General features: G+C 29.1%; 18 protein-coding genes and 1 pseudogene. 11 read left to right on the top strand and 8 right to left on the bottom strand.

Annotated elements, in window-relative coordinates; genetic code table 11:
- Positions 1 to 113 precede the first annotated feature (113 nt).
- The 5 genes and pseudogenes from MPF13_RS12100 to MPF13_RS12085 all read left to right on the top strand — a co-directional run bounded on the left by MPF13_RS12100 (position 114) and on the right by MPF13_RS12085 (position 5,719).
- Entirely contained in the window at positions 114 to 1,331 is a 1,218-nt protein-coding gene (locus tag MPF13_RS12100; protein WP_502924420.1) for a type IX secretion system plug protein, read from the top strand.
- A gap of 50 nt (positions 1,332 to 1,381) precedes the next feature.
- On the top strand, positions 1,382 to 1,768 hold the full coding sequence (gene apaG, locus MPF13_RS12095; protein WP_249982840.1) for a Co2+/Mg2+ efflux facilitator ApaG/CorD: 387 nt from the start codon (positions 1,382 to 1,384) through the stop codon (positions 1,766 to 1,768).
- Positions 1,714 to 2,061, top strand: a pseudogene (locus MPF13_RS15710) (DUF3667 domain-containing protein); the annotation flags it as partial. The gene apaG and the pseudogene MPF13_RS15710, both read left to right, overlap by 55 nt.
- 303 nt (positions 2,062 to 2,364) lie before the next feature.
- Positions 2,365 to 2,886, top strand: a complete 522-nt coding sequence (locus MPF13_RS12090; protein WP_249982839.1) for a hypothetical protein — start codon at positions 2,365 to 2,367, stop codon at positions 2,884 to 2,886.
- Between the two features lie 154 nt (positions 2,887 to 3,040).
- Positions 3,041 to 5,719: a chondroitinase-B domain-containing protein gene (locus MPF13_RS12085; RefSeq protein WP_249982837.1), complete on the top strand. Its 2,679-nt coding sequence runs from the start codon at positions 3,041 to 3,043 to the stop codon at positions 5,717 to 5,719.
- Between the two features lie 82 nt (positions 5,720 to 5,801).
- On the opposite strand, the gene MPF13_RS12080 is transcribed toward MPF13_RS12085, so the two are convergent.
- Complete coding sequence (locus tag MPF13_RS12080) at positions 5,802 to 6,506, bottom strand: NRDE family protein (RefSeq protein ID WP_249982836.1); 705 nt, start codon at positions 6,504 to 6,506, stop codon at positions 5,802 to 5,804.
- A gap of 155 nt (positions 6,507 to 6,661) precedes the next feature.
- On the opposite strand from MPF13_RS12080, the gene pruA reads away from it, so the two are divergent.
- Positions 6,662 to 8,287, top strand: a complete 1,626-nt coding sequence (gene pruA, locus MPF13_RS12075; protein ID WP_249982835.1) for an L-glutamate gamma-semialdehyde dehydrogenase — start codon at positions 6,662 to 6,664, stop codon at positions 8,285 to 8,287.
- 65 nt (positions 8,288 to 8,352) lie between these two features.
- Here the strand turns inward: pruA and MPF13_RS12070 are convergent, their stop codons facing one another.
- Positions 8,353 to 11,640 carry a zinc-dependent metalloprotease family protein gene (locus MPF13_RS12070; protein ID WP_249982833.1) on the bottom strand — a complete coding sequence of 1,096 codons (3,288 nt, stop codon included), beginning with the start codon at positions 11,638 to 11,640 and terminating at the stop codon, positions 8,353 to 8,355.
- 59 nt (positions 11,641 to 11,699) lie between these two features.
- Between MPF13_RS12070 and lipB the strand changes: the two genes are divergently transcribed.
- A complete protein-coding gene (gene lipB, locus MPF13_RS12065) occupies positions 11,700 to 12,404 on the top strand; it encodes a lipoyl(octanoyl) transferase LipB (RefSeq protein WP_249982832.1) in 705 nt (234 codons plus the stop codon).
- A gap of 80 nt (positions 12,405 to 12,484) precedes the next feature.
- On the opposite strand, the gene MPF13_RS12060 is transcribed toward lipB, so the two are convergent.
- Together MPF13_RS12060 and rnhB are read right to left on the bottom strand one after the other, a co-directional pair.
- A complete protein-coding gene (locus tag MPF13_RS12060) occupies positions 12,485 to 13,537 on the bottom strand; it encodes a nucleoid-associated protein (RefSeq protein ID WP_249982830.1) in 1,053 nt (350 codons plus the stop codon).
- Between the two features lie 163 nt (positions 13,538 to 13,700).
- The gene (gene rnhB, locus MPF13_RS12055; RefSeq protein ID WP_249982828.1) at positions 13,701 to 14,300 is read right to left on the bottom strand and encodes a ribonuclease HII; all 600 of its coding nucleotides are present in this window, start codon (positions 14,298 to 14,300) and stop codon (positions 13,701 to 13,703) included.
- 83 nt (positions 14,301 to 14,383) lie between these two features.
- Here rnhB and MPF13_RS12050 point away from each other — a divergent pair, with 83 nt between their 5' ends.
- Together MPF13_RS12050 and MPF13_RS12045 are read left to right on the top strand one after the other, a co-directional pair.
- On the top strand, positions 14,384 to 16,354 hold the full coding sequence (locus MPF13_RS12050) for a putative porin (RefSeq protein ID WP_249982826.1): 1,971 nt from the start codon (positions 14,384 to 14,386) through the stop codon (positions 16,352 to 16,354).
- A gap of 23 nt (positions 16,355 to 16,377) precedes the next feature.
- Complete coding sequence (locus MPF13_RS12045) at positions 16,378 to 16,614, top strand: hypothetical protein (RefSeq protein ID WP_249982825.1); 237 nt, start codon at positions 16,378 to 16,380, stop codon at positions 16,612 to 16,614.
- Between the two features lies 1 nt (position 16,615).
- On the opposite strand, the gene MPF13_RS12040 is transcribed toward MPF13_RS12045, so the two are convergent.
- Together MPF13_RS12040 and nhaC are read right to left on the bottom strand one after the other, a co-directional pair.
- A complete protein-coding gene (locus MPF13_RS12040; protein ID WP_249982823.1) occupies positions 16,616 to 17,074 on the bottom strand; it encodes a GNAT family N-acetyltransferase in 459 nt (152 codons plus the stop codon).
- Positions 17,074 to 18,558, bottom strand: coding sequence for a Na+/H+ antiporter NhaC (gene nhaC / locus MPF13_RS12035; RefSeq protein ID WP_249982822.1), 1,485 nt, complete (start codon positions 18,556 to 18,558; stop codon positions 17,074 to 17,076). Before nhaC ends, MPF13_RS12040 begins: the two co-directional genes overlap by 1 nt.
- 78 nt (positions 18,559 to 18,636) lie before the next feature.
- Between nhaC and MPF13_RS12030 the strand changes: the two genes are divergently transcribed.
- Positions 18,637 to 19,401: a metal-dependent hydrolase gene (locus MPF13_RS12030; RefSeq protein ID WP_249982820.1), complete on the top strand. Its 765-nt coding sequence runs from the start codon at positions 18,637 to 18,639 to the stop codon at positions 19,399 to 19,401.
- Between the two features lie 2 nt (positions 19,402 to 19,403).
- Entirely contained in the window at positions 19,404 to 19,658 is a 255-nt protein-coding gene (locus MPF13_RS12025) for a hypothetical protein (RefSeq protein ID WP_249982818.1), read from the top strand.
- On the opposite strand, the gene MPF13_RS12020 is transcribed toward MPF13_RS12025, so the two are convergent.
- Positions 19,655 to 20,293, bottom strand: a complete 639-nt coding sequence (locus MPF13_RS12020; protein ID WP_249982816.1) for a MarC family protein — start codon at positions 20,291 to 20,293, stop codon at positions 19,655 to 19,657. The genes MPF13_RS12025 and MPF13_RS12020 overlap by 4 nt on opposite strands.
- A gap of 13 nt (positions 20,294 to 20,306) precedes the next feature.
- Entirely contained in the window at positions 20,307 to 21,506 is a 1,200-nt protein-coding gene (locus tag MPF13_RS12015; protein ID WP_249982814.1) for an aminotransferase class I/II-fold pyridoxal phosphate-dependent enzyme, read from the bottom strand.
- Between the last annotated feature and the right edge of the window lie 145 nt (positions 21,507 to 21,651).

Below are 21,651 nucleotides of genomic sequence, written 5' to 3'. Positions count from 1 at the left end.
TATTTTTAATTATTTATAACAATTCTAAATAATAATATTAACAGAAAACGTTATAGTTATAAATTTTGGCTTAAATATTGATAAATCAAATAAATGAATACTATTTTTGTAACATGCATATGAAATTTACAATTGCTTTTTTTATTCTTTTTTGTCTAAATTTAAGTTCACAAAACATAAAATCTATACAATTAAGACCAACTCAAGAAAATAATTTTTCTGCTATAGTTCCTTTAGGTACTATTCTAGAATTATCTTTTGATGACTTAGATGCTGACAGCAAAGAATATCAATACAAAATAGAACACATGACTCATGATTGGAAATCGAGCAGATTATCTTCTAGTCAGTACATAGATGGGTTTGACCAAAACACAATTATCGATGTTACAAACTCATTTAACACTTTTCAAAATTACACCCATTATTCTGTAAAAATTCCGAATATAAATACAGTTATTACTAAAAGTGGTAACTACCTTTTATCTGTTTTAAATTATGATGAAGAAGTTATTTTTACAAAACGTTTTGTACTCTATGAAAATGCCACTACTATTGGTGTAAGCGTTGAAAGAAGTAGAAATACAAAAACATTAAACACACAACAAACTGTTCAATTTTCTGTAAATCATCCCAATTTAACTATTAATAATCCCAATCAAGAAATTAATGTTGTTCTTTTAAAAAACAATAATTGGAATGAAAAAATAGTAAACCTACAACCTACTTTTTTTAAACAAAATCAACTTTTATATACATACACCAACAAAACAAATTTTTGGGGAGGAAATGAATATTTAAATTTTGACAATAAAATTATACGAAACAATAGTTTAAATGTAGTTAGAGTAGTTAAAAAAGATATTTTTCATCATTATTTATATCCCTTTAAATACAATCCTTTTAGAGAATACAAATACAACCCAGATATTAACGGTCAATTTGTAATAAGAACTTTAGAGGCAGAAGATTCTAAAACTGAAGCAGATTATGCAATGATGCATTTTTCTATTTTAGCTGATGAACCTTTTATTGATAAAAAAGTATATATATATGGTGCATTTAATGATTTTGAAATTACTGATGAAAATGAGATGATTTACAATGCAGATGAAAAAACATACCTTGGTAGCATACTTTTAAAACAAGGTTTTTACAATTACACATTTGTAACTACAGACATTAACAACACTGTTAATATAAAAGACATTAATGGTTCTTTTTATCAAACAGAAAACGAATACACTGTTATTGTTTATTACAAACCTTTTGGTAGCTTTTATGAACGTGTTATTGGAGTTGGAACAGGTTTTTTTAATCAGAATAGATAGTCTTAAAAATCATTTGTAGTTTAAAAACAAAAAAACTACTTTTACTTTCAATGATAAATCAAATTACAAAAGGCATAAAAATCTCTGTTGAAACTAAGTACAATGGTACAAGTTTTAGAAACCAAATGAGATATCATGTTTTTATATACATAATTACTATAGAAAACAGATCTTCTGAAACTGTAAAACTAACAGATAGGTTTTGGCAAATATTTGACACACTAAATGAACCTGAATTTGTTAGTGGTGAAGGCGTTGTTGGACAAACACCAATATTAAAACCTAACGATTTATATACTTACAGTTCTGGATGTTTCATAGAGTCTGATATTGGAGCAATGAAAGGTTTTTATACCATGATAAACACAGAAACCTTTGAGCAATTCAAAGTTATAATTCCTACTTTTCAACTTTCAAATCAAGCAATATTAAACTAACTAAATCTAAAAAAAAGACTATTATAATAAAAGATCCCAAATGTTTAAATTGTGGGCATCCTTTTAGTGGTCAAGAAAAATTTTGTCCTGAGTGTGGACAAGCTAACAAAGGGAATAAAATTACATTCCTAAGCTTTATACATGAAGTTTTTAATGGTTTATTTAATTTTGACGCAAAGTTTTGGAGAACTATAATACCCCTCTTATTAAAACCTGGACTTGTTTCAAAAAAATATATTGAAGGAAAAAGACAACGTTATACAAATCCTTTTCGTTTTTATTTAACAGTTTCAATCCTCTTTTTTTTAATTCTAGGGTTAAGCAAAAATATAGACAAATTTAAAGAGCTTAAAAACGGAAGCACAAAAAAAGAAGTAAACTTAATAGATATAGATGGTGCTAAGAAAAATGCAAAAGACATTAATTTAGACTCTCTAAGAAATACTTTAAATGCAGACCTAAATAAAGCATGGATACCTATAGATTCTATAAAAAGAAAACAAATTATAGATGATGTTATAAAAGAAGCTAAAGATACTACCAAAACAACCAGCAAAAACAAAATTAATTTTGGAGGTTTAAGAATTGATGATTTTATGAAATTTCAAAAGAAACATCCAGAATTAAGCATTGATGATTCTTTAGATAGTCTGAAACATAAAAAAACGTTCTTAAACAGGTTTATGTACAATAGAGCCAAAATGATTAATTCGTTTGTAAATGAAGAAGAAAGTCAAGAACAATTCTTAAATCAAATGCTTTCTTATGGTTCTGTTGCTTTATTTATATTTCTTCCATTTTTTACAATTTTTTTAAAGCTTTTTTATATTAGAAGAAATTACAACTATGTAGATCATTTAATTTTTGTTTTCCACACACAGACAGTATTCTTTATGCTTTTATCCATCTATTTTCTTTTAGAAATTTTTGGAGTAAAACCCCAATTATGGATTTTTACAATTCTTTTTTTATTATACCTTTTTATTGCAATGAGAAAATTTTACAATCAAGGGTATTTTAAAACTTTTATTAAATTCATCTTTTTAAACATTTGTTATTTCATCATTTCTTCTATAGGAATATCTATTGTATTGCTTATTTCATTCGCTTTATTTTAATGCTTGTTTTTTTAAAATATTTAAGAACTTTTTTTATTCTCTAAAATAAAAAACAAACTACTTGTTTTCAGTATTTTAATTTAGTACTTTTGGTTTACCAAATTGGTTTACCAATTATTCATACAAACAATACAATTAATTAATCCTCCCAAAAATGAAAAAAAAATACTTTTTTGTAGCGATCGTAATTTTGTTATTTACGCAATTTTCGAACGCTCAAAACAAAACTTATCAAATTGATGATCCTGAAGATCTAAGAAATGTAATTTACAAAGCAGGTGATGTAATTATTTTAAAAAATGGTACTTATACCACAGATGAAAGAATGATATTTCTTGGTTCTGGTACATCAGATAATCCCGTAACTTTTAGAGCAGAAACACCTGGAGGTGTTATTTTTACAGGTGGACCAAGACTAACAATTGGTGGAGAATCTGATGGAAGTGAAACTGCAACTGGAGAATATTTAGTGGTAGATGGTTTTCATTGGAAAGGGGGTTATGGAGCAAGTAACTTCATTGAATTTAGAAACGGTCAAGATTTTGCACATTACAGTACAATTCAAAATTGTGTTATTGATGGTTTAGCTCCAGATCCAGATGATTTAGCAGAAGATTTAGCAGATGAGCAAATTACAAAACACAGATGGATAGTATTATATGGTACCTACAACAATGTTGTTAACTGTTCATTTTTAAATAAAGTTACAGCAGGAGCAATAATTTTAGGAGAATACTCTTACAATGCTTTTCCTGAAGTTCCAGATGGAGCAGCAGAAATAAATAATAGTTGTGCTATTGTTGGTCATACAATAACAAACAACTATTTCTACAATTTTGAAAAATTGACAGAAAAATATGGAAGAAAAGCTAATGGAGACGAATTATCTAATGCAGGTGATAGCGAAACTATTAGAATAGGTACAAGTTCTTATCAAATGGTTAATAGTAATGTTACAGTAAGTAACAATTATTTTGTTCAATCAGATGGTGAAAACGAAATCATTACAAACAAAAGTAAAGGAAACACATACACAAACAACACGTTTAGAAGATGTAGAGGGTCTTTAGTTTTACGTCATGGATCAAATGCAACTTTAAACGGTAATTTCTTTTTAGGAGAAGATGTAGATGGTACAGGAGGAATTAGAATCTCTGACAGTAACCACACTATTACAGACAATTACATTCAAGATTGTGTTACTGTAGTTAATTTTGCAAAATGGAATAATGGTATTACATTTATTGGTGGAAAAGCTGATGCAGATGTTGCTTGTACTTCAGATGATGTTTCTAACGGATACCAAACAACTGAAAATATTACACTTTCTAATAATACAATTGTAAACACAAATGCACCACTTTTTTACAATGTAAACACAGACAATAATAAAGATGTAAAAGGTATAGTATCTAACAACTTAATTTATTTTGCTGATGGAGACCCAAATACAACAGCTGTAATTTCTGGTGATACTGAAACCTCTTATTCATCAATTGGAGAAACATTAACTTATTCTGGTAATGTATTTAAAGGAACAACTTTGGGTGCAACAAACACAGGTTTTTCTGAACAAACAGGAATAACTGCTACAGCAAATGGAGAAATTTTTACTTTTTCTGGAACAGGATCTGAAGGAAAAGGTGCAAATATTGGATCTCGTACTCCATTTACAGATAGTAATGTTGGAAATGATGGTGTAGGTGCTTGTTTTGTAGATCATTTAGGTAATGCTATTGCAACACCAACTTGTAACTCAATTGTTATTGTACCAACAGAAACTTTAAATGTAAGTGCTTTAGCTACATTTGGTGCAGACACAGCAAGTAGTGATGTTATGGTAACTGCAAATGTTGGTTGGACAGCAGTTTCTAATGATGATTGGATTTCTATTGATATTACTTCTGGCACTGGAGATAAAACAATATCTGTTACAGTAACTAAAAACACAGAAACAACTAATAGAACTGGTACTGTAACCTTTACACAAGTTCCTGGTGGAGATGATATAGAGAGAACTTTATCTGTTACACAAGAAGGAGCAGATTTAACAGATTTATATAGTTTAATAAATACAGGTACAGGTTTATCTACAGATAAAGTTACAGTTCATTCTTTTTCTAAAGAAAACTCATCTAAAAATGAATTAGCAATAAAATCATTAGATAAAGACCATGATACAGAGTGGACTGCAGATGATGGTAGTGTTCTTTCTGGTGATTACAAAGGTGATGGTGAATATGTAATTTATGATTTAGGAAGTGAAGAACACTTAAATTTAATTCAATTTAATACAACTAGTAAAGGAGATGCTTTTGGTGTTCAAATTTGGGTTTCTACAACTGGTACAGATGCTGCAAACTTCACTAAAATTTTACCTACTTCTGGAGATTTATTATTTACAAAAACAAGCACTACAGAATTTAATCAATATCAAGTAGATGTAGATGCACGTTACGTAAAACTAATTGGTTTTGGTAGATTTAATAGTGAAGGAAACTCTAGAAAAAGTGCTTGGACCGCTATTACAGAAATAGAGTTTTACGGGCCATCAAGTTTATCTACAAACAACTTTTCTTCTATAGAAGAGTTAGGTATTCAATTGTATCCAAACCCTGTTAAAAACAACAAACTATTTATTAAAAGAGATTCTAACGATTTTAATACAATAAACATTTATTCTTTATTAGGTCAAAAAGTTTTAAATGTTCAATTAAGTACTTCAAATTCTACTGAAGAAATTAATTTATCTTCTTTAAAATCTGGATTATATTTTGTTGAAATTAGCAATGGAAAACAAAAAGGAATTAAAAAAATTATAGTTGGCGAATAATTATTAGACAACTTTAAATAATAAAAAAAACAGCTATCTTATAAGATAGCTGTTTTTTTTTATTTTCTTTTAAAAAGGAATTTTAAACATTAGATAACTTCTCTAGTTTTTCTACAAAATCAAAATAAGAAATAGCAACTTTAGATTCTTCTTTAATAACTGAAGTAACACTAACAGTTTCAACAAAATCACGTTTCATTTTTATTGAAGTTTCTGGAGTTCCTAAGTTTTCACTTTTATGAAATTTTAAAACATTCTCTTGTTTAAATATTTTATTTTTTTGCAACCAATCTTTAAACCATTGTTTTCTTAATTGCTTCATTTCAGTTGTATACAAGGTAGATGAAGACCATATTTTTGGCTCTTGATTTAATTTGTTAAAATGTTTCTTTTCTCCATCCCAAACTAATTCATAAGTTTCTAATTGTAAGCCCCAATCAACTAAAATTAATGTAAAAGGTTCTATATCTAAAAAATCGAATTCCTCAATAAAAGAAACACCATTTACAGCAGATAAAATATTCTTTACTATAATACCTCTACTCATTTTATAGCTGCTTTTTTTAGTATGGTTTTTAAAACCACCATTTAATAAGCAAACCAATCTCTTTCTATCACTTAATCCAATCCAAGTTCCTCCAGCTAATTTATCTTTAGGATATGTTAAAGTAACACCATTTTCTATATACTCTTTTGGTTTTATTGTAGTTCTTAAAGGTGTTTCATCTCTATTAGAAGTTAATATAAAATCATTATTTCCTAAAGGAAGATAGGTTACTGTACACATATTTTTAATATATATTTATGATAAATTTCATATTATGTAGTTTTTATTGAATTTAATACAACAAAAGACATCAAATATCAATCAAATTTATTGAAACAAAAATTGTAACTTTGTTACTTTCAAAATTAGTCGATTAAATCTAAAAAACATACAATATGGCAAGAGGATTTTTTAATGTTCCTAAAGCAGTAAATGAACCAGTAAAAGGTTACGCTCCTGGTTCTCCAGAAAGAGAAGAGTTATTAGCAATGTACAAAACAATGTATAATAGCAATATTGATGTGCCTATGCATATTAATGGTGAAGAAATTAGAACTGGAAACACCAAAAACATAACACCTCCTCATGATCACAAACATGTTGTTGGACAATATCACACAGCAGACAAATCTCATGTAGATACTGCAATTTCTACTGCTTTAGCAGCAAGAGAAGCTTGGTCTAGTGTAAGTTGGATGGAAAGAGCTTCTATTTTCTTAAAAGCTGCTGAATTATTAGCAGGACCTTATAGAGCAAAAATGAATGCTGCAACTATGATTGCACAATCTAAAAATGTACACCAAGCAGAAATTGATGCTGCTTGTGAAATGATTGATTTCTTTAGATTTAATGTACAATACATGACAGATATCTTTAAAGATCAACCTGCTTCTGCTCCAGGAATTTGGAACAGAGTAGAATATAGACCTTTAGAAGGATTTGTGTATGCAATTTCTCCTTTTAACTTTACTTCTATTGCAGCAAACTTACCTGCTTCTGCAGCTTTAATGGGTAATGTTGTTGTTTGGAAACCTTCTGATCATCAAGCATATTCTGCACAAGTAATTGTAGATTTATTTAAAGAAGCTGGATTACCAGATGGTGTAATTAATGTTGTTTATGGAGACCCAGTTATGATTACAGATACATGTTTAGCTTCACCAGATTTCTCTGGATTACACTTTACAGGATCTACATTTGTTTTTAAAGAATTATGGAAACAAATTGGAACAAACATTCATACGTATAAAACCTATCCAAGAATTGTTGGAGAAACTGGAGGTAAAGATTTTATTTGGGCTCACAATTCTGCAAATCCTTTACAAATTGCAACTGCTATTACTAGAGGAGCTTTTGAATATCAAGGTCAAAAATGTTCTGCTGCTTCTAGAGCTTATATTCCTGCATCAATTTGGGAAGAAGTTAAAGGTCATTTAACAGCACAAGCTTCAGAATTAAAAATGGGATCTCCAGAAGATACAAATAACTTTGTAAACGCTGTAATACATGAAGGTTCTTTTGATAAAATTGCAAGTTATATTGATGCTGCAAAAGCAGACGAAAATGCTGAAGTAATTATTGGTGGAAATCATGATAAATCTGTTGGTTACTTTATAGAACCAACTGTTATTTTAGCAAAAACACCAACTTACGCAACAATGACTACTGAGTTATTTGGACCTGTAATTACTATTTACGTTTATGAAGATGCTGAATGGGAAGCTTCTTTAAAATTAGTTGATGAATCTACAGAATACGCTTTAACTGGTGCTGTTTTATCTACTGATAGATATGTTGTAGAAAAAGCTTCTAAAGCTTTAGAAAACGCAGCTGGAAACTTTTATATTAATGACAAACCAACAGGTGCTGTTGTAGGACAACAACCATTTGGAGGAGCAAGAGCTTCTGGTACAAATGATAAAGCTGGATCTGCTCAAAACTTACTAAGATGGACATCTGTAAGGTTAATTAAAGAAACATTTGTAACACCTACTGATTACAAATATCCTTTCTTAGGATAAAAAAATAAACACTCAATAAAAAAGCCAAATCAATTTGATTTGGCTTTTTTATTAAATTATAAAATTTACTTTATTATTAGTTTTTTTACTATTTGTTTATTTCCATTAGTTACTTTTAATAAGTATAAACCTGAAATTGCTTTTTCGAAAAATATTTTTTCTGAGAAATTTGTAACTGAATCTTTAAAATTCTTTTCATCAATCAATCGCCCTCTAACATCAAGTAATTGTACAGAAACTTTTTCAGAATTTATAAGTTTTAAGTTTAAAGTAAACTCACCATTTGTAGGGTTTGGATACAAACTAAATCCTTCAAAAATAGCATTATCTATAGACGCTGTATTATCTACAATTACAGTATAATCTTCGGTTTCTCCCCATTCTGTTAAATGGTCAGAATCACAAGGTCCATCTCCATAACCATCAGTTGGGTCATCATATTCAATAACTACTCTCATAGTTGTACTACCAAATGCGGCATCATTAGGTACTGTTATAGAAAAACTTTTAGTACCAACATCATCTAACAAAGTGCCTAAATCATATCTTTCTGTGTCTTTATCAAATTCAAAATCTTGGTTCCAATCTATAAAAACAAATACATGATCTTGGTACCCTCCTGTATCTAAAGTTACACTTATTTGATATGTATCTCCTCTTTTAACGTTAGTTTCTTCTGATGTAAAATCTTGGTAACCATCTACCAAATCATTACCAGATGTATTGTTAATTGTGTTAAACGTTACATTAGTAATATGTTCTGTACCTCCTATCTCGTCTGTAAAAGTTGAAGCACAATAAGATGGAGTTAAGGTTGTAAAATTAAAAGGGCTTGTAAAACTTCCTTCTCCACAACTATTTTTTGGTTTTACTCTCCAGTAATAAGTAGTGTTCCCTTCTAAACTTGTTAAAGAAAAATAGTTTGTAGTTACATTTGAATTTGAAATTAACGATGTAAATGCTGCGTTTTTAGAAACTTGAACATCGTAACTAGAAGCATTAATATCTGAATTCCATTTTAATTCTGTATTAATTTTTACTCCCGTTAAATTATTAGCAGGTGAGGTTAAATTTAGAATATTAAAACTAGAATTTGTAACATTTAGCTGAACATCTATACTCTGATTAACACTTGTTGAATTTCCGTTTACACTAATAGTATATGCTTGTGCAGTTGCTCCATTTAAATTAGATACTTGCATTGTTACTGTACCATCTGCATTAATAGTAGTTGGATTAAAAGTAACTGTTGAACCAGATGGTTGCCCAGAAGTAGTAAAAGTAACATCTTCAGAAAAAGAATTTACAAAGTCTAAATCTAACACATAACTAGCAGTTTCATTTCCTGTATTACAAGCAGATTGTGTACCACTTGTATTAGAAATAACAAAAGTTGGAACTGTAGAATTGATGGTGAAATTTGTTGAATTTACATTATAAAATATATTGTCTGCCGCTTCAACCATAATTCTAGCTGAAGAAGATACATTGTTAGGTACAACTATATTTTCAGATCCGTCATTTGGTGTATTAGCTTTAATTGTAATAGGAAAAGTCAAACCTCCATCTGTAGATAACTTAATATTAACTAATTGACATCCTATTGGGGCTATATCTGAAGTTCCTTTACTCCAAGAAATTGTTTGTGTTGAACCTACATCCCAAGAAACACTAGTACTAGGTGTAGAAACAGTAAAAGGAACAGCATCTACTACAGTTACTTTCATATTATCTCTTGCAGTACTTCCTCCTCCTGAATGGTTATCTCTAACAGTAAAAGCAAAATTAAGATCTCTTGCAACAGAAGGTAAAACCTCCCAAGTTGTAGAAGTACTTCCAGATAAAACTGTTGTTAAATCTGGCATATATCTATTAGGAGTTGTTTTTGATGGTAAAGATCTAAACATTGGTCCTCCAGAATTTGTAGATATTGGAGACATTGTTGCTATTTCATTATCTGTTTGCTCCCAATTATACGTTAAACTAGACATTCCATCTGCATCTGTTGCTACTCCTTTTAACACAAATGGTGTAGATTTTGGTATGCTATAATTAGCACCTGCATTTGCAGTTGGTGCATTATTATTTGTATTTACTAAAGTTGCACAACTAGCAGAAGACTGAATAGTATTCCACATTTCTGCTATACTTATTGCATGAAAATAATCATCACTTTGACCTTGTACATTAGGAGAACAAATACCTGCATACCCCATAATTGTAGAAGCACTTCCTGGTTCTACAGCAGTTGCATTATTTCTGTTACAAGAATTATTCTGAGTATGGTTTGCTCCAAATTGATGTCCCAATTCATGAACCACAAAATCAATATCATATGCATCTCCAATTGGTTGACTTCTTCCTGTTACTCCTCTAGCTTTTTGACCAGTGAGACACACAACACCTCCACCTGCTAAACCATCTCCACCAATACTAAAAACGTGCCCAATATCATAATTAGCATCTCCAATTTGAGTATCACAGATAGATTGTACTTCATCTATCATAGCATCTGGATCTCCATCTGTAATATTATCTGTAGCTGCATCTAAAAACACAACCTTGTCATTATTACCTACAATTACCATTTTTACTGATAAATCTCTTTCAAAAATACCATTTACTCTTGTCATGGTTGTATTCATTGCAGACAAAACTGCTGCTTTTTTTACAGCATCTGTAGCCAGTGTAGACACTCCTTGATTTGTTAAATGAAACTGAGCATACTCTCCACTACAAACCAATGCTAACCTAAATACTCTAAGTACACCATCATTAGCATTTCTCATTAAATTATTTTGAGACACACCCATTTTAGACAATTCTTCTACTTGACAAGTAAAATCGTCTTTATTAACATCTAAATTCTTTCTTTTATAAACAATTAACGATTTATTGTTTTTGGTATATGGATCTATATACAAGGTTTCTTCTACCCCAGAATAAACTACTGCATGAAAACCATCTAAACCAATACTTATTTTTGCAACTGCTGAAGGATCATCTATTCCTTGTGCTGAAAAAGATTTTATTGATGGATACTTTTCTGATAAAGTAGCATCAAAATTTGAAGTTTCTTTTATTATAAAGTTAGAAAAACCTCCTTTAGTATTTGGAAGTTTAATAGTTCTTTTTTCTGTTTTAGCTTTAGAATTTACAAAAGAACTCAATTTCTTTTCATCTACAGAAACAAGTTGATATTGTTTAGGGAAATTTTTCTTTTTATGAATTTCATTTTCTTGAAATGCAACAGTACTCTTATCTAACTTCATTAAAAAGTCTTGAGCACTGACTCTCTCTACAAAGAAAAAAACAGCTATAAAAATGAGTATTAGGGGTAATTTAGTTTTCATAATTATACATTTTTGAATCTTCCAAATATAATGAAATAATTATCTTTGTAGTCGAAATTATGAATAGAAACATACTATTAAAAGACTTATCTGTAAAAGATTATAAAGAAACTTGGGATTATCAAACAGAATTACTACAAGAAATTGTAGACGTTAAGATTGATAACCGAAGAAACAACAATCAAAAAACAACTAAAAATCACTTTTTATTTGTAGAACATCCCCATGTTTATACGCTTGGAAAAAGTGGTGATTTTAGTAATTTATTATTAAATGAAAAGCAGTTAGCAGAAAAAGGTGCTACTTTTTATAAAATTAATAGAGGTGGTGATATTACGTATCATGGTCCAGGGCAAATTGTGGGTTACCCTATTTTAGATTTAGAAAACTTTTTTACAGATATTCATAAATACTTACGTTTTTTAGAAGAAGCTATTATTTTAACAATTGCAGAATATGGTATAAAAGGAACTAGAAGTGAAGGTGAAACTGGTGTTTGGTTAGATGTAGGAACACCTTTTGCTCGTAAAATTTGTGCAATGGGTATACGCTCTTCACGTTGGGTAACCATGCATGGTTTTGCATTAAATGCAAATGTAAATCTAGGTTACTTTGACAATATTATTCCATGTGGAATTAAAGGAAAAGCAGTAACTTCTATGGAAGCTGAATTGAACCGAAAAGTAGATTTGGAAGAAGTAAAAGGTAAAATATTAAAGCATTTTAAAACGCTTTTTGAAGTTGAAGCGTTTGTAGTTTCTTAAAAAAGTCATTGCGAGTTTACGAAGCAATCTGTAAAATTTAACAAACAGATTACTTCACTATGGTTCGTAATGACAAATAATTACTTTTCTTCGTTAAAATACACTTTGTAATATTTCATCTTCTTTTCTTCATCATAACCTCTTTCTAGATATTCTGAAGCAGCTTCTGGAGCATCTACATCTAATTTAATATTAATGTTGGTATCTAACTTAATTTCTGTTTTAAGTTTGTTTTTTTCTTTCTTTAAAACAACACCAGAAACATCAAAATTATTTCTTATTAAAACATCGTTTAAATTTTCGAAGTGTTTTTTATAATCATCAAATAATTCTTTGTGTTTATCTTCTTCAAAAACTTCGTCTTTAAAAGTGGCATAATCTACAGCTTCATTTTCTTTAAAATAATCTACAGTATTTGCTAAGAAATCTGCCTGTTCGTGCATTCCTAACTCTGGCTTAATTACTTCTTCTGAAAACTCTTTACACATTTCTAAATAGTTTTGTGTGTGAGAATTATAATCGTCTGCAAGTTTTACAGATAAGAAATTTTTAATCCAATATTGTGCATCGTAATTGTTATTATCTACAGACATAACAACTGTACCTTCTGCATCTGATGTATTTAAAATTAAGCAACCTTTGTCTATTCTTTTTGTAGATATTCCTTTTTGAACTACAACATCCCAACTATCATTATCGTCTAAATATGTTTGAAAAAAATCGACTTTATTTTCTATTTTAAAAACTCCAATTGCTTCTGTTAAAACGTCTTTGTATTCTATACCTTCTATAAAAACAACAATTACATCTCCAGTTTTTATTTGTGCAGAGTTAGATTGTTCGTATAAATGATTTACAATATTTTTAGAGTATTCTATAAAACTACTTTCTTCTTTAAAAACTTCTGAAGCGTAATTATTTAATTCGTTTAAACGTACATCTGCATGATGTGTAAATCTGTAGCTTTGAGTTAAAGAACCAAAAGGTTTTAGTAAAAAACTTTTCATTAAATCGTAACTTTCTTGATCGAAACGAATTAATTCTTCAGAAAAAACATTGCTTCCGCTATTAAATTTATTAGCGACTTTATGTAATATACATTTTGTGATTTCTGCTCTTGTTTTTTTAATCATTGCTTAGAATTTTGAGGCGTAAAAATAGATGATTTTTTAAATAGTTGGCTAAAAATTCTAAAAGTTTATAAACAAGTTTAGCCCTGATTGAAATGGCATCCTTTTTTTATTTTTCATAAAAAAAGATATAATGGAAAGCAGGAAATTGCTTCTAAAAAGAAAATTACAAATCTAATTTTATTTGTTCTGGCAATAACTTAAAAGTTTTTCTATGGTATTGTGTTGCTCCAAACTTACGAATTGCATTTCTGTGTTCTTTGGTTGGATATCCTTTGTTTTTTTGCCAATTATACATTGGAAATTCTTGATGAATTTTAGCCATATATTCATCTCTATACGTTTTTGCCAACACAGATGCTGCTGCAATACTTAGGTATTTTGCATCTCCTTTTACAATTGTTTTGTGTGGAATATCTTTGTAATCTTTAAATTTATTTCCATCTACAATTATAAATTCTGGTTGGGTTTTTAGCATTTCTATAGAACGATGCATGCCAGTAATAGAGGCTTGCAAAACATTAATTTTATCTACCTCTTCTTGCCAAACAAATGAAACACCAAATGCAATGGCATTTTCTTCTATAAAAGGACGCAATTCATCTCGTCTTTTTTCTGATAATTGCTTAGAATCGTTTAACAATGGATGTGTAAAATCTTTTGGTAAAATAACTGCTGCAGCTACAACTGGACCAGATAAACAGCCTCTACCAGCTTCATCTGTTCCTGCTTCTAAAGTAAAACCACTATAATTTGATGCTAACATTTTACAAATTAACAGTTTTCGTGATAATTATTAACGATTATTTTCGTTAAATTATTTTACATTTGCCATTGCAGAAATCATTTATGAATAAATCGTTTTTTTTACTATCAATTCTTGTTTTTTTATGTGGAAACACTGTGTTTTCTCAATTTACAATAAAACCTGGTGGACAAACTGGAAACAGTAATTATACAAATAGAAATCTAAATGATTCTATTAAAAGTTCTGGCGAAATAACTGTTACACTTTCTGGAAAAACAAAGTATACAGATTACAAAATTTTTTCTCATAAAAGAGATACATCTTATATAGACACAACTTTAACGATTAAAAAAGATTATAAATTTAATTATTTAAGAACAGATAATTTTGAATTATTAGGTTTTCATAACCAAGGACAAACTTTTACAAGTTTAGGATATGATTTTAGCAATTTAAAGTTGTTTCCAGATATTGGTTTTACTGCTAAACAGTTTAGTTATTTAGATATTGATGAAATAAAATATTACGAAGTACCTACACCAACTACTGAAATTACTTACAGAACAGGTTTACAACAAGGGCAAGTTTTAGATGCCTTATTTACGGTAAATTTTTCTAGAAGATTAAATGTTTCTCTTTCTTATAAAGGTATTCGTTCTTTAGGTGCTTATAGAAGATCTTTGGCTAGTCATGGAAATTTTAGAGGAGCTTTTCATTATACAACCAAAGAAAACCAATATGAAATTAGGGGTCATATAACATCTCAAGATTTTTTTAACGAAGAAAGTGGTGGTTTACCACAAACTGAAATTGATAAGTTTACAAGTAATGATGATAACTACTCTACAAGAGCTAGATTAGATGTTAACCTACTAAATGCAGAAAACCAATTTGACAGTAATCGTCTTTATTTTGACCATAGTTTTAAGTTGCTTTCTAGCAAAGACACTGTTAACAATAAAGATTTTAGTAATTTAAAAATTGGACATGTTTTTACACATGAAACCAAGAATTACGATTTTATTCAAACTACTTCTACAACAAGTATTTTTGGTTCTGAAAACTCTTCTGATGCAAGCAATACAAAAGCAGAAAGCATAATAACAAACAACGAATTTAATTTAGAATTCAATTCTAAATACGTACTAGGAAAGTTTAAACCAAAAATTAACATTACTAGTTATTCTTATGGATATGATTCTATTTTAAATTCTAATAGTAACATATCTAAAACCAAATTAAAGGGAAATGCTATATCATTTGGAGCAGATTGGAATGCAAAAATTAAGAATTTTCAATTAAATGCTTCTGGAAACATTAGTCCTGGAAGTGGTAGATTATCTGGTAATTTTATTCAAGGAGATGCTTTGTATAAAAAAGACAGTCTTTTTATGGTAAAAGGAAGTTTGTTGCTAAGTTCTAAATCTCCAAACTTTAACACAATACTACATCAAAGTAAATATGATGATTATAATTGGCAAAATAATTTTAGCTCTGTTAATACTAGAAACTTAGGATTTTCTTTAACCTCTAAATGGTTAAATGCTGATTTAAATTTTACAAACATAGACAACTATACTTATTTTGATCAGAATAACACACCACAACAATTTGCAGATCAAATTGCTTATTTAAAAGTGAAAGCAAATAAAGAATTTAAATATTGGAAACTAGCTTTAGACAATACTGTAATGTATCAAAATGTTAGTAGTGGTAGTTCTGTTTTTAGAGTACCAGAGTTTGTTACAAGAAATACCTTATATTATACTGATTATTGGTTTAAAGGAAAACCAATGTTGGTAAATATTGGAGCTACCTTTAAATATTTTACAAAGTATAAAATGAATGCTTATAATCCGTTATTAGCAGAATTTACTTTACAAGATACAGAAGAAATTGGTTTTCCTACTGTAGATGTTTTCTTTAATGCACAAGTAAGAAGAACTCGTTTGTTTTTTAAAATTGAAAATGTAACTTCTAGTTTTACTGAGAAAAATTATTTCTCTGCTCCAAATTATCCTTATAGAGATTTTACAATACGTTTTGGTTTGGTTTGGAACTGGTTTATATAATTTAATTCATAAATCCCTTAAAAATGAAAGAAAGACTTAAAAAAAATTGGAAACTCTTTTTAATTGCAAGTTTAACATTAGGTTTATCTCCTTTTAGAGAACCTCATATTTGGGGAAAAATTAAATGGATTTTAGGTGGAAATGCTTTTTCTGGAGAACATGCAATGAAAGGGCAAGATTGGTTTGATGTTTTATTACATGGTACACCTTGGATTTTGTTAATCATATCTGGTGTTTTAAACCTTTCTAAAAAGAAATAAACTAGATATTTTCTTCTATTTCAAATTCCATTTCTGGTAAAAAACGTCCAGGAACACTACTCTCTATTTGTGCTATAATTTTAAAACCATGTTTTGCATAAAATGCTTCTGCATTTGGGTCTGAAAGCACGTTTATAATTACACAACTTTCTTTTTTACATTTTTCTATTGCATGGAGTAATAACTTTTTTCCTAAACCTTGTTTTATAAATTTAGGAGATATAAACAAAAATTCTAAAATACTTGTTCTAATATTTACTCTGTTAAGAATGTAAAACCCTACAATATCCTTATTAATAAGATATTTATAAATAGTCCATTCATCAAACATTTTTTGAGTAATGGTTAAATCATCTCTCCAACTTTCTATTTGAGTATTAGAATACCCCCAAAAAGCTTTGGATTTTAATGCAATTTCTGTTAATTTTTTAGCATCAGAAATATGCGCCTTTACAATCATTATTTTTTAGCTAATTGTTTAATTTTAATATTAAATGCAGCAAAAAGTAATGTTGTAAAAGGGCTTAACCAGTTAAAAATAGCATAAAAGAAATACTCACTTACTCCTACCCCTAAAACTCCAGATTGATAAGCTCCACAAGTATTCCAAGGAATTAAAACAGAAGTTACTGTACCAGAATCTTCTAAAGTTCTACTTAAATTTTCTGGTGCTAATCCTTTTTCTTCATATGCTTTTTTAAACATTTTACCAGGAACCACAATTGCTAAATATTGATCTGAAGCTGTAATATTTAAAGCTAAACAACTTGCAACAGTACTTGCAAACAAACCAAACACAGTTGATGCTAAGTTTAATAATGCTTTACTAATTCTAGACAAAGCTCCTATAGCATCCATAATTCCACCAAAAACCATTGCACAAAGTATTAGCCAAATTGTACCTAACATTCCACTCATTCCTCCTGCAGAAAACAAATCGTTTAATTCTGCACTTGTAGTTTCTACTGCAGAATCTACAGTAATTGCATTCATAACACCTTTATATGCAGAATTTACAGTTAAAGTATCTGCTCCTGCTACACTCATAACAATATCTGGTTGAGCAATAACAGCAGTTATACCCGCTAATAATGTTCCTGCCAACAAAGCAATTAATGGTTCTGTTTTTTTAACAATTAAAAAGATTACAAAAGCTGGTACAATAAATAACCAAGGAGAAATATTAAAAGCAGCATCTATTGCTGCCAACTTATCTGAAATATCAGGAGAACCTGTTGTTTCAATAGAAAAACCAATAATTATAAAAACTAACAGAGTAACCAAAATTGTTGGCACTGTTGTAATAGACATGTATTTTATATGCGCAAACAACTCTCCTCCTGCCATTGTTGGTGCTAAATTTGTAGTATCAGAAAGAGGTGACATTTTATCACCAAAATAAGCTCCAGATAAAACTGCACCAGCAGTCATACCTGCAGAAATACCTAAAGTATTTCCTATACCAATTAATGCAATACCAACTGTAGCAGATGTTGTCCAAGAACTACCAGTTGCAATCGAAATAATTGCACAAATAACTACTGAAGCTGCTAAAAATATTGTTGGATTTAATATTTGTAATCCATAATAAATCATAGAAGGAATAATACCACTTATTAGCCAAGTTCCTGCTAATGCACCAACCATTAGTAAAATTAAAATTGCACCAGTTGTAGACTTAACATTTTCTGCAACTTCTTCTATCATTTGTTTGTAAGACACTTTATTTCTAAAGCCAACAAAAGCTGCAACTGCTGCTCCCATTAATAAAATAAACTGATTACTTCCACTCAAAGCATCATCTCCATACACAAAAAACACATTGTAAAACAGCATTCCAATTAAAGCAAAAATAGGAATTAAGGCTTCCCATATATTTAATTCTTTGTTTTCAATAATGTTTTCATCTTGTGGCTCTCTAGGAGATATGTCTTGGCTTTCCATTCTAAAAATTTTAGTTCTGTAATGTTACGATTTTACAAAATGTTATGCAAATGAAAATGGTTGCTTACATTTGCTATTATGGATTCTTTAACTCAAATTGTTCTTGGTGCTGCTTGTGGAGAAATTGCACTTGGTAAAAAAATTGGAAATAAAGCACTTTTATTTGGTGCTATTGGAGGTACAATTCCAGATTTAGACGTTTTTATTGGTCGTTTTTTATACGGAAACGAAATACAAGCCATGGCTTTTCATAGAGGTTTTATGCATTCTATTCTTTTTGCAGTTTTGGGTTCATTTTTATTTGGGTTGATAACATACAAACTTTATAATTCTGGAATAAGAAAAGAAACAACTTCTTTGCATAATTGGATTTGGCTTTTCTTTTTATCAATATTTACACATCCTTTGTTAGATTGTTTTACTCCTTATGGAACGCAACTTTTTACACCTTTTTCTAATTACAGGGTTGCATTTAATACTATTTCTGTTGTAGATCCTTTATATACTATTCCGTTTTTATTGAGCTTAATAATTATGATGTTTTTTAACAGAAACAGAACAAGAAGAACTTGGTGGCTAAAAACAGGAATTTATTTAAGTTCTGCTTATATGATTTTTACAATATTTAATAAAATTTACATGGATTCTGTCTTTAAAAAATCCTTCGAAAAAGCAAATATTAATATCAATCGTTTTTCAGCTCAACCAACAATTTTTAATAATATACTTTGGTATTCTGTTGCTGAAACTGATACTCAATATCATTTAACTTTTTATTCTTTATTTGATAAAAGCGATACAGCTGATAAGATTATTACAGTTGAAAAAAACACAATTTATTAGATATGGCTGATAAAAATTTACAGACATTAATTTGGTTTAGTAATAATTATTTTAACATTTCTAAATCAGAAAAAATAGGCACTTATAAGTATACAGATTTACGTTATCCTATCTTAAATCCTGATGATGCAAATACTTCCGTTTTTAACTTCACCATTTACATGAAAAATAATGAATGGGATATTTTACCTTTTAATGGAAACCTTCCAAAAAAGGAAGATTTCCAAGAATTTAAAAATAGAATTGAGGGAATTTAATTGCTATTTAAAATATCTAATAATATTGGTTTTAATCCGCTAAAGAAAAACTCTACAGCTATTACCATAACTATTAACCCCATTAACCTCATCATTACATTTATACCTGTTTGCCCTAAAATTTTTATAATCTTAGACGAACTATATAAAATAAGGTATGTTAAAAGAATTACTACAAAAGCAGCAATAATTAAAACCCCTTTTTTTTCTAAAGAATCTGCATCTTCCATCATAACAATTGCATTTGTTAATGCTCCTGGACCACAAATCATTGGTATAGCTAAGGGAGTTACAGAAATATCATTTACATAAGTTTTTATTTCAGAATCTTTTAATTTTACTTTTCCAAGTCTAGCTTGTAGCATATCCATTCCCATTAAAAAGAAAATAACACCACCTACAACTCTAAAACTATTTACTGATATACCAAAAAAATTAAAAAGTAGTTGCCCTGAAAAAGCAAAAATGATAATTGTTATAAAACTTACTATAGAAGCTTTTTGAGCTGTTTTTGTTCTATGACTCTGATCTAAATCTGCAGTCATTGTCATAAAAATAGGCATTGTTCCAAAAGGGTTTATCAACGTAAAAAAAGACGTAAAAGATAAAATCCCGAAAGTAATTACTTCATTCATCCTCTAAAAAATCTTAAAGAACACCAACTTGCTTCATACAATCTTTCATCATTTTATAAGTTCTTTCAATATCATTATCTAAGCCAATTGAAAAACGAATTAAGCCATTTGAAAGTCCCATTTCTACCTGTTCTTCTTCTGGTATTTCTGATGAAGTAGAAGTCCCTGGTGCAGAAAATAATGTCTTGTAAAATCCTAAACTTACTGCTAAATATCCTAAATTTTTCTCTTGCATTAATTCCATTAAAGCGTTTGCTTTTTCTAAAGAACCTGTTTCTATAGTTAACATTCCACCAAATCCATATTCTGCATTCATCATAGATTTAAACAAGTTATGAGAAGGATGAGATTCTAACCCAGGATACACCGTTTTTAAACCGTCCTTTTCAAATTTTGAAGCTAAATAACTTGCATTATCACTATGTTGTTTCACTCTAATATGCAAGGTTCTCATATTTTTTAAAATTGATGATGAACGTAAAGAATCCATAGAAGAACCTAACAACATACTTGCTCCATCAATTACACTTTTTTGAGAATTTATAAAATCGGTGCTTGCACAAACAACACCTCCCATTGTATCTGAAGAACCGTTTATAAATTTGGTTAAACTATGTATTACAACATCTGCTCCAAATTGTGCTGGAGAAATTGAAAGTGGCGAAAATGTATTATCTACTACTAATTTTAAATTGTATTTTTTTGCTAAAGCTGATAGCGCTTTTATATCTGCAACTTCTAATAAAGGATTACTAACAGACTCACAATAAATCATTTTAGTGTTTTTTGTGATTGCTGCTTCTACAACATCTAATTTTGTAATATCAACAAAAGACGTTTTAATTCCCATTCTTGGAGTAAAATTCTTTAAAAAAGCATACGTACCTCCATAAATAGTTCTACTAGAAACTACATGATCTCCATTACCACAAATCTGTAATATAGTTGGTGTAATTGCCCCCATTCCAGATCCTGCTACATTTGCGCTTTCTGTTCCTTCCATTGCTGCCAAAGCTTCTCCTAAATATAAATTACTTGGTGAAGTATGACGTGAATACAAATAACAACCATCAGAATTTCCTTCAAAAGTATCTAACATTGTTTTTGCTGATAAAAAAGTATATGTAGATGAATCTGATATTGATGGATTTACGCCTCCAAATTCGCCAAAGTATTGTAAATCTTGAATATTATCTGCTGGTTTAAATTTCATAATTGATAGTTTTATTAATAACAAAAAAACGACTTAAAAGAAAATATATCAATACTTTACATTTATTACAGATTATTTTTCTATTTTTAATCAATATTATAGTTTTAAAAACTAATATTACTTTTTAAAGTGTAGCTTTATAGAA

The sequence above is a fragment of the Polaribacter sp. Z022 genome, assembly GCF_023555495.1.
Lineage (GTDB): Bacteria > Bacteroidota > Bacteroidia > Flavobacteriales > Flavobacteriaceae > Polaribacter.
This window is presented reverse-complemented; position numbering and strand designations above follow the sequence as displayed.